We start from the raw sequence: 6,711 nt of genomic DNA, 5'->3' as shown, positions 1-6,711 counted from the left end.
CCCCCAGAATGCCTCGACTCGATCGGAGTTGTCATCGTTGTGTTCATCGCGGGGATACCTCCTCCCGCCCTCTACGACACCAAACCGGACCATCCGGGTGTCTCATCTAAGGCTGACACAGAGGGCCGTCGCCGAGTTGCAGCCACGGAGTGTCGCGAACGGCGAAGATCGTGTTCTCCTCTTCGGCCAGACGCTCGAAGACGTCGATGTACTCGTCCGGGACGTAGTCAGGCTCCTCCTCCTGGTCTCCGGTGGGTCGGGTCGAGGACATGAATATGCCCTCCGAAGGCGGATGCAGTCTGATGTGTTCTTCGACCTTTCGTGACCACGAGATGCAGTCCGTATCATCGGTGGGACTGTAGTACAGAGGGCAGCCGGCGCGGGTGAAAGGCACGATCCGGATGCCTCGGCGCTTGCCGATGATGTCGAGAGCACCAAGCCACTGTTCGCTGTGTGATCCGCCGACGACATACAGTGATCGCTCCGAGTCGGTGTCACCGTACCAGCACGGATCGCCGTCGGCTTTGTCGAAGATGATCGAGTCGTCGCTCTGCGGTGTCGTGCATCGGTCGGCCTCCGTCGGCGGCATCATCGGGTCCCGTGAGGCCAGGCCCGGCATGATCGGCACATCGAGGCGTGGTTCGATTCCGTCGAGGATCTCGCCGGCACCCGGGTAGGAGTCGGGGCGGCCTTCGGCGATGACAGCCGAGATCTTGTGCTCGACGTAGGCCCTGTTCGCGACGAGACCAACGGCCCAGGCCGGGGGAGAGACGAGGAGGAGGACCAGAACCGCCACCATGCCGACCCGCGCCCGGGCGATGGTGGAAGGCAGCGGCTCCGGCCCCGTCCGCTGGCGCAGTGGGATTTCCACCCACCGATGCGTGAGCTCGGCCAGCAGCAGAGAAGCGAGAATCACCGGGACGCCGACGAGAGGGTTCTTCGCATCGATGCCGGTGACTCTGACGGTGAGGATGAGCAGCGGCCAATGCCACAGGTACAAGGAGTAGGCGATCGTGCCGAGGCGGGTCAGCGGAGCCGACTCCAAAACTCGGATGATGATCGGTGGCTTCCTCTGGCGAACGAGACCGGCCCCGATGAGAAGCAGAGCACCGAGGAGGGGAACGAGAGTCAGGGGCCCCGGGAACTGTTCGGCACCGTCGAAGAACAGCCCGACGGAGAAGATCATGACCACTCCGACCCATGACAGCACGGCACTGAGCCACCGTGGCCATGATGAGCCTCGGATGCGCTCGGCGTCGAACAGCACCAGGCCGAGGAGCGCACCGGCACCGATCTCCCAGAAGCGTGAGAAGGTCGAGTAGTAGTTCACCCCCTGATCGCCGGCGAGGGCCATCCAGGTCGCACAGAGGAGCGAGAGCATCGACAACAGGGCGATGATCCACACCAGTGGACGCATCCGCACCCGTGCCGAACGGCCACGTGAGGCGAAGACGAGTGCGATGATCGCAATATAGATTTGGAACTGGACCGACATCGACCACAGATGCTGCAGGGGACTGCTGTCGATTCCCGCTGCATCGTAATCGGAACCGAGAGAGACGAAACGCCAGTTGATCCAGAAGCTCGCGGCGGCTGAAGCATCCGTCAGCCACTGTCCCCAGTCCAGATGCGGGTAGAAGATGAGGACTCCGCCGACGGTCGTGGCGACGACTGCGAGGAGCGCGGGGAGCAGACGCAGGAGGACGCGCAGCACCGAACGGGCGAAGGAACGTCCGTCGAGTCGCTCAGCGTTGCGGATCTGTGAAGACAGGAGGAGTGTGCCACCGAGGAAGAGGAACACATCCACCCCGGAGGAGACACGTCCGATGAAGACGTGGAAGATGACGACCAAAGCGATGGAGAACCCGCGGAGCCCCTCGAGATGCTGAAATCGGGTCGACGCTGCGGGGGAAGCGTCCAGGTGCGCAGAATCAGTGCGGAGATCAGACATAGCCGGTGGGGTTGGGAGGTCTCTTCGGCATTCACAGTATCGGGAATCGATGCGCTGAGCGAATGGGCATGCTCACGGCGATCGTCGGCTGCGTCGGACCCGGCCGCCGGAGGCCGGAGGCCGGAGTGAATGAGCAGACGCCCACGCGCTGCGTAAAACCCGGCAGCGAGTGGGCGTCCTCTTCAGTTCAGGCGGTCAGGCGGCTGCCATCGGCGTGATCTCGCGCAGCGAGGTGCCGGTGAACAGCACGATGCGACCGGTCGAATCTTCGATCGTGGTCTCACCGCGGGATTCGCGGCTGATCTTGGGATCGATCATTCCTGCGTGGATGAGTCCGCGCTGGACCCACTGTGGGAACTCAGACATGGTTCCCTCCTTTCTTCGGTTGTGAATAGCAGGCAACTACGCACGCTATTCGTCAGGTTCTGAAGTCGGCGACTGGGTGATCGCCAATGGGGATCTGCGTTTCGAAGAGACACGGTGTCCGGAACATTCATCTGCAAGGGCGAACCAGGATCGGGGCCTACGACTCTCACTGTCGGTCGTCAGGAGCAACTCATCGACCGGTTCGATGAATGCGGACAACTTCGAACGCAAAGAATCAGCATATCCGACGCGAGCGAGAATTGTCCACTCGAGGCCCGTGAGGTCATAGATGCGCGGCCGGTGACCGCCGTGAGACCTTCGTCGAGAAGGGTGCTTCGTGCCGATGCAGGGCGACGAGAGCTCAGCGACGCCCCTGCATGCGCGCCCGCAGCCTGACCCAGAACACGGCAGTGAGGGTGAGCAGAACGACGCCCACGGCAAGCAGTCCGAGAGCGAGGGGATTGTCCATCGCCGCACCCAAGGACCGAGACGCCACCGAGGCAGCCGCCCCCTCCGATTCTTCGGGCGTCGACTTCTCCGCCGACGCCGCTGCCGTCCCTTCGTCGGTTCCACCGGCATCGCTGCCGCTGCCCGAAGCGGTGGGGTCCGCCTCGGCGGTTGCCTGAGTCCCCACCGGAACGGTCTGCAGCGATTTCGGATCCTTCTGCGCGAAGTCCCATTCGAGGAGGTCGACGGCGGCCTGCCGGGAGTTGTTGTCGATGCCGAGCATCGTCGCCACGACACGGTGTCCGTCTCGTTCGGCTACGGCCACATACGAGCCCTTCGCGGCGCGAGTGAAGCCGTTCTTCAGACCCAGTCCGCCGTCGACCTGCCCGACGATCTTTGTGTGGTTCTGAATCTCGTAGCCTTTGAACTTCTCTTTCGTCTGCGGATTCTTCCCGCCGGGGAATTTATAAGTCTCGGTCCCGATGACCTTCATGAGATAGTCGTCCTCGCAGACGGCCCACGCGAGCTTCATGAGGTCCTCGGCGCTCGTGTACTGCCCCTTCGCGTCGAGGCCCGAGGTGTTCACCGCATGCGTGTTCTCCAGCCCCAGCTCGGCGGCCTTGTCGTTCATGAGCTTCACGGCCTTGTCCTGACCACCGGCGGCCCGCCCGAGGGCGTTCGCGGCATCATTGGCACTCGACATCAGCATGGCGTGGAAGAGCAGATCGACCGTGTAGCTGTTCGTCTGCATGAGCCCGACCTTCGTCCCGTCGATCTCCATGTCCTCGAATTCGGCCTTGACCTTCTGCTTCTTGTCATCGAGCACATCGACGAGAGCGAGAGCCGTGAGCAGTTTGATCGTCGAAGCCGGTGCGTGCCGCTTCTCGATGTTCTTCGCCGCATGCAGATTCCCACTGTCGAGGTCACCGACGAGCCAGGAGACGCCCACCGGCTTCGGCGGCTTCGCCCCATCGCCGAGGTCGTCAGGCGTCACGTACGCCGGAGCCGTCGACTCCGCCGGCTGTGGCGCTGCCTTCGCCGGTGCGGGGGAGTAGGCGAGCTGGGCCGCGACCAGAACTGTTGCGGCCACGGCACCGAGGAGCAGTGCGAGCAGTGAGGAAGCTGACGAGCGGGTGAAACGCATGCGCCCCAGTCTACTTTCGCGTCCGTCCCGCTGTCCTCAGGTTTGCCTCACCCGCACCGAAGTGACGCAGGTCGTGCTCCTCCACCCGCGCCGAGGCGCCGTCCTCCACCAGCGCCGCCGCGCCGCCCTCCATCGGCGCCGAGGCGCCGTGAACCGGACGCCCCCACCGGAACCGAGGCGGCAGAATGCGAAAACGGCCCCGCACCCATCGGTGCGGGGCCGCAGCAGTAGGACTTCAGGCAGTCGCGATCAGAAGGCGCGCTGCAGGATCGCCTGCTTCACCTCGGCGATGGCCTTGGTGATCTCGATGCCGCGAGGGCAGGCCTCGGTGCAGTTGAAGGTGGTGCGGCAGCGCCACACGCCTTCCTTGTCGTTGAGGATCTCGAGGCGCATGTCGCCGCCCTCGTCACGCGAATCGAAGATGAAACGGTGCGCGTTGACGATCGCGGCCGGTCCGAAGTACTGACCGTCGGTCCAGAACACGGGGCACGAGGAGGTGCAGGCCGCGCAGAGGATGCACTTCGTGGTGTCGTCGAAGGCCGCACGCTCTTCGGCCGACTGCAGACGCTCTCGGGTGGGCTCGTGACCGGAGGTGACGAGGAACGGCATGACCTCACGGTACGACTGGAAGAAGGGCTCCATGTCGACGATCATGTCCTTCTCGAGCGGAAGACCCTTGATCGCCTCGACGATGATGGGCTTCGACGTGTCGAGGTCCTTCAGCAACGTCTTGCAGGCCAGGCGGTTGCGGCCGTTGATGCGCATCGCATCGGAGCCGCAGACGCCGTGGGCGCAGGACCGGCGGAAGGACAGCGAGCCGTCGATCTCCCATTTGATCTTGTGGAGGGCATCCAGCACACGGTCGGTGCCGTACATCGTGATGTTGTATTCCTCCCAGTGCGGCTCCGAATCGAGTTCGGGGTCGAACCGTGCAATCTGGAAGGTGCAGTCGAAGGACGGAATGCTTCCGCCTTCGCCCGAGACATGCTCGGGCAGATCGATCTTCGAGGCTGGCTCTGGGGTGGTGTCGGTGCTCATCAGTACTTACGCTCCATCGGCTGGTAACGGGTGACGATGACGGGCTTCGTCTCAAGACGCATGCCCTTGATGCCGTCGGTCTCCGCTTCGGGATCGAGGTAGGTCATCGTGTGGTGCATGAACTTCTCGTCATCACGATCGGGGAAGTCCTCACGGAAGTGTCCGCCGCGCGATTCCTTGCGGTGGATGGCCGCGACGGAGATGACCTCGGCGAGTTCGAGCAGGAAGCCCAGCTCGACAGCCTCGAGCAGATCGAGGTTGTAGCGCTTGCCGCGGTCCTGGATGCCCACGTTGTTGTAGCGTTCGCGCAGCTTGGCGATCTCGTCGAGTGCCTCGCGCAGAGTCTCGTCGGTGCGGAACACCTGGACGTTGGAGTCCATGATCTCCTGCAGATCCTTGCGGATGGCGCCGATGCGTTCGGTGCCATCCGAGGTGCGCATCTTCTCGAGCATCTCGACGACCTGTGTCTCCGGGCTCTCCGGAAGTTCCACGGAATCGGCGGTCTGGGCGTATTCCGCGGCGGCGATGCCGGCGCGTTTGCCGAAGACGTTGATGTCGAGAAGCGAGTTCGTGCCCAGACGGTTCGAGCCGTGCACGGACACACAGGCGCATTCGCCTGCGGCGTAGAGGCCGGGCACGACGGTGTCGTTGTCGCCGAGGACCTCGGCCTTGATGTTCGTCGGGATGCCGCCCATGGCGTAGTGCGCGGTCGGGAACACCGGCACGGGCTCGGTGTAGGGCTCGACACCGAGGTAAGTGCGGGCGAACTCCGTGATGTCCGGCAGCTTGGCATCGATATGCGCCGGTTCGAGGTGGGTGAGGTCGAGGAGGACGTAGTCCTTGTTCGGACCGCAGCCGCGACCCTCACGGACCTCGTTGGCCATCGAACGCGCGACGATGTCACGCGGAGCGAGGTCCTTGATCGTCGGGGCGTAGCGCTCCATGAAGCGCTCACCGTCGGAGTTGCGGAGGATTCCGCCTTCACCGCGAGCTGCCTCGGAGAGCAGGATGCCCAGGCCGGCGAGGCCTGTGGGGTGGAACTGGAAGAACTCCATGTCCTCGAGCGGGATGCCGCGGTTGTAGGTCACGGCCATTCCGTCGCCTGTCAGGGTGTGGGCGTTCGACGTGGTCTTGAAGACCTTGCCGACTCCGCCGGTGGCGAAGACGACCGACTTGGCCTGGAAGATGTGGATCTCGCCGGTGGCCAGTTCGTAGGCCACGACGCCGGCCGGGCGCTTGACCCCCTCGACCTCGGTCATGACGAGGTCGAGGACGTAGAACTCGTTGTAGAACTCCACGCCGTGCTTGACGCACTGTTGGTACAGGGTCTGGAGGATCATGTGGCCGGTGCGGTCGGCCGCGTAGCAGGAACGGCGCACGGCCGACTTGCCGTGGTCACGGGTGTGACCGCCGAAGCGACGCTGGTCGATCTTGCCTTCGGGGGTGCGGTTGAAGGGCAGCCCCATCTTCTCGAGATCGAGCACGGCGTCGATGGCTTCCTTGGCCATCACCTCGGCGGCGTCCTGGTCGACCAGGTAGTCACCGCCCTTGACGGTGTCGAAGGTGTGCCATTCCCAGTTGTCCTCTTCCACGTTCGCCAGTGCGGCGCACATTCCGCCCTGGGCGGCACCGGTGTGCGAACGGGTGGGGTAGAGCTTCGTGAGAACGGCGGTCCGGGCGCGCTGGCCCGATTCGATCGCCGCACGCATGCCGGCGCCGCCGGCGCCGACGATGACGACGTCGTAATGATGTACCTGCATGTTTC

5 protein-coding genes are annotated in these 6,711 nt (G+C 64.0%); all 5 read right to left on the bottom strand.

The genetic code is table 11. The annotated features are described in order from the left end of the window. Window positions 1-106 precede the first annotated feature (106 nt). The 5 genes from ACPUD7_RS01530 to sdhA all read right to left on the bottom strand — a co-directional run bounded on the left by ACPUD7_RS01530 (window position 107) and on the right by sdhA (window position 6,706). Window positions 107-1,951, bottom strand: coding sequence for an acyltransferase family protein (locus ACPUD7_RS01530; protein ID WP_425118891.1), 1,845 nt, complete (start codon window positions 1,949-1,951; stop codon window positions 107-109). 195 nt (window positions 1,952-2,146) lie between these two features. Beyond that, window positions 2,147-2,317: a hypothetical protein gene (locus ACPUD7_RS01525; protein WP_167854462.1), complete on the bottom strand. Its 171-nt coding sequence runs from the start codon at window positions 2,315-2,317 to the stop codon at window positions 2,147-2,149. Between the two features lie 361 nt (window positions 2,318-2,678). Further along, window positions 2,679-3,908: a D-alanyl-D-alanine carboxypeptidase family protein gene (locus ACPUD7_RS01520; protein WP_425118890.1), complete on the bottom strand. Its 1,230-nt coding sequence runs from the start codon at window positions 3,906-3,908 to the stop codon at window positions 2,679-2,681. Between the two features lie 249 nt (window positions 3,909-4,157). Further along, entirely contained in the window at window positions 4,158-4,946 is a 789-nt protein-coding gene (locus ACPUD7_RS01515) for a succinate dehydrogenase iron-sulfur subunit (protein WP_425118889.1), read from the bottom strand. Further along, window positions 4,946-6,706 (bottom strand): succinate dehydrogenase flavoprotein subunit, encoded by a 1,761-nt coding sequence (gene sdhA, locus ACPUD7_RS01510; RefSeq protein ID WP_425118888.1) that lies wholly within the window; start codon window positions 6,704-6,706, stop codon window positions 4,946-4,948. The genes ACPUD7_RS01515 and sdhA overlap by 1 nt, the downstream gene beginning before the upstream one ends. Between the last annotated feature and the right edge of the window lie 5 nt (window positions 6,707-6,711).

Origin of the sequence: Brevibacterium sp. FAM 24630, from assembly GCF_049804075.1 — a bacterium.
Taxonomy (GTDB): domain Bacteria; phylum Actinomycetota; class Actinomycetes; order Actinomycetales; family Brevibacteriaceae; genus Brevibacterium.
The sequence above is the reverse complement of the archived record's forward strand: the minus strand, read 5'-3'. Positions and strand labels throughout refer to the sequence as shown.

Coding starts and splice junctions, on each gene's coding strand:
- ACPUD7_RS01530 (WP_425118891.1), bottom strand. CDS start 1,951: ATGTCTGATCTCCGCACTGATTCTGCGCACCTGGACGCTTCCCCCGCA.
- ACPUD7_RS01525 (WP_167854462.1), bottom strand. CDS start 2,317: ATGTCTGAGTTCCCACAGTGGGTCCAGCGCGGACTCATCCACGCAGGA.
- ACPUD7_RS01520 (WP_425118890.1), bottom strand. CDS start 3,908: ATGCGTTTCACCCGCTCGTCAGCTTCCTCACTGCTCGCACTGCTCCTC.
- ACPUD7_RS01515 (WP_425118889.1), bottom strand. CDS start 4,946: ATGAGCACCGACACCACCCCAGAGCCAGCCTCGAAGATCGATCTGCCC.
- sdhA (WP_425118888.1), bottom strand. CDS start 6,706: ATGCAGGTACATCATTACGACGTCGTCATCGTCGGCGCCGGCGGCGCC.